Here is a 1,139-nt window from a genome sequence, read left to right as displayed (position 1 = left end):
TGATGCGTTCAAGGCGAGGAAAGCGCGGATTTCCCCGGCCCTTGACCGGGTGACGACCCCTCCAGGATGCCTGCGTCGAGCCGGGTTCGCAGGAGAAGAGACCTACCGCTTCGCCACCGTCGGGGACTCAGGCGCTATCGACACCCAGTTCGAGTATCCTGGTTGGCGGAACTCGTGGGCTGGTTTCATCCAGGTTGCCGACAAATGCAATATTCCAGACACCGTGGTGTATACCCCACAAGGACGAGCACCAAAGATGGCTGAATATGCTGGAAAACCACCTTCCAAACTACCGGACAAACTGAAGGCTAAGCTATCTGGACTCAAGGGTGATTACTCGACCTTTAGGTACAAGGATACGGGGTATCCGGATTTCACTCCCTGGATCGCGAAGCACCCGGATAATGGAAATCCCATCCGTTTGGAAGGATTCGAGTACCAGAGTCATGCAGGAAAAGACCAAACTCTGGCATACAGAATAGCGGAAGAGCAACTAGGCCTGCCAAAAAGCTTTAAAGAAAGTGGCGAATGGACTTGGCACCATAGTGAGATTGAGGGAGTCTTGGAACTGGTCCCCAGGGAACTAAATGGATCCGTTCCGCATACTGGCGGGCGAGCCATGTGGAGCCCCGACGCCAGACCGCTTAAGCCCAAAACAGACACAAAGGATGTATCATGGACTACACAACAGGATATTTTCGAGAGACTTTCACTCCGTGCAGTGAACAGCGCCTTACCGAGATCGAAGAATCGCTCGGCCTTCAGCTTCCCGAAGGATATCGTGAACTACTCCGACAGACCGGCGGCGGCGACTTTGACTATAGTCTAAATCTATGGGCCCCTCTTGAGTCGTATAAGAAGGGCTACTGGGTCGCCATTGATAAAATTCTCGGAAATCACGAGGTTTGGAGCATTGAGAAATCGCCCGAAGACATGGGAATTGATGGATGGGGTGCTCCCGGCGAACTGCTGATATTTGGATTCTCAACCAGCGGTCCGAATGAATCATTTGGAATAAATTACGGACTCCAAGAGTTCCCTTTGATGTCGATAGTTTACGTCTTTTTGGATTCCGATAATGAGATAGTGAAGGTGGCTGACTCGTTTGAGGAATTCATGGGAATGCTCACCACCGACGA

At 51.6% G+C, this 1,139-nt stretch carries 1 protein-coding gene and 1 pseudogene; both read left to right on the top strand.

The features are described from left to right. Positions 1-256: 256 nt before the first annotated feature. Positions 257-616, top strand: a pseudogene (locus tag CVA01_RS15625) (HNH endonuclease); the annotation flags it as partial. 59 nt (positions 617-675) lie between these two features. Beyond that, positions 676-1,139: SMI1/KNR4 family protein (locus CVA01_RS15390; RefSeq protein WP_141331829.1), on the top strand; the 464-nt coding region annotated here is incomplete at its 3' end.

Origin of the sequence: Corynebacterium variabile (assembly GCF_006539825.1) — a bacterium.
GTDB lineage: Bacteria > Actinomycetota > Actinomycetes > Mycobacteriales > Mycobacteriaceae > Corynebacterium > Corynebacterium variabile.
This window is presented reverse-complemented; position numbering and strand designations above follow the sequence as displayed.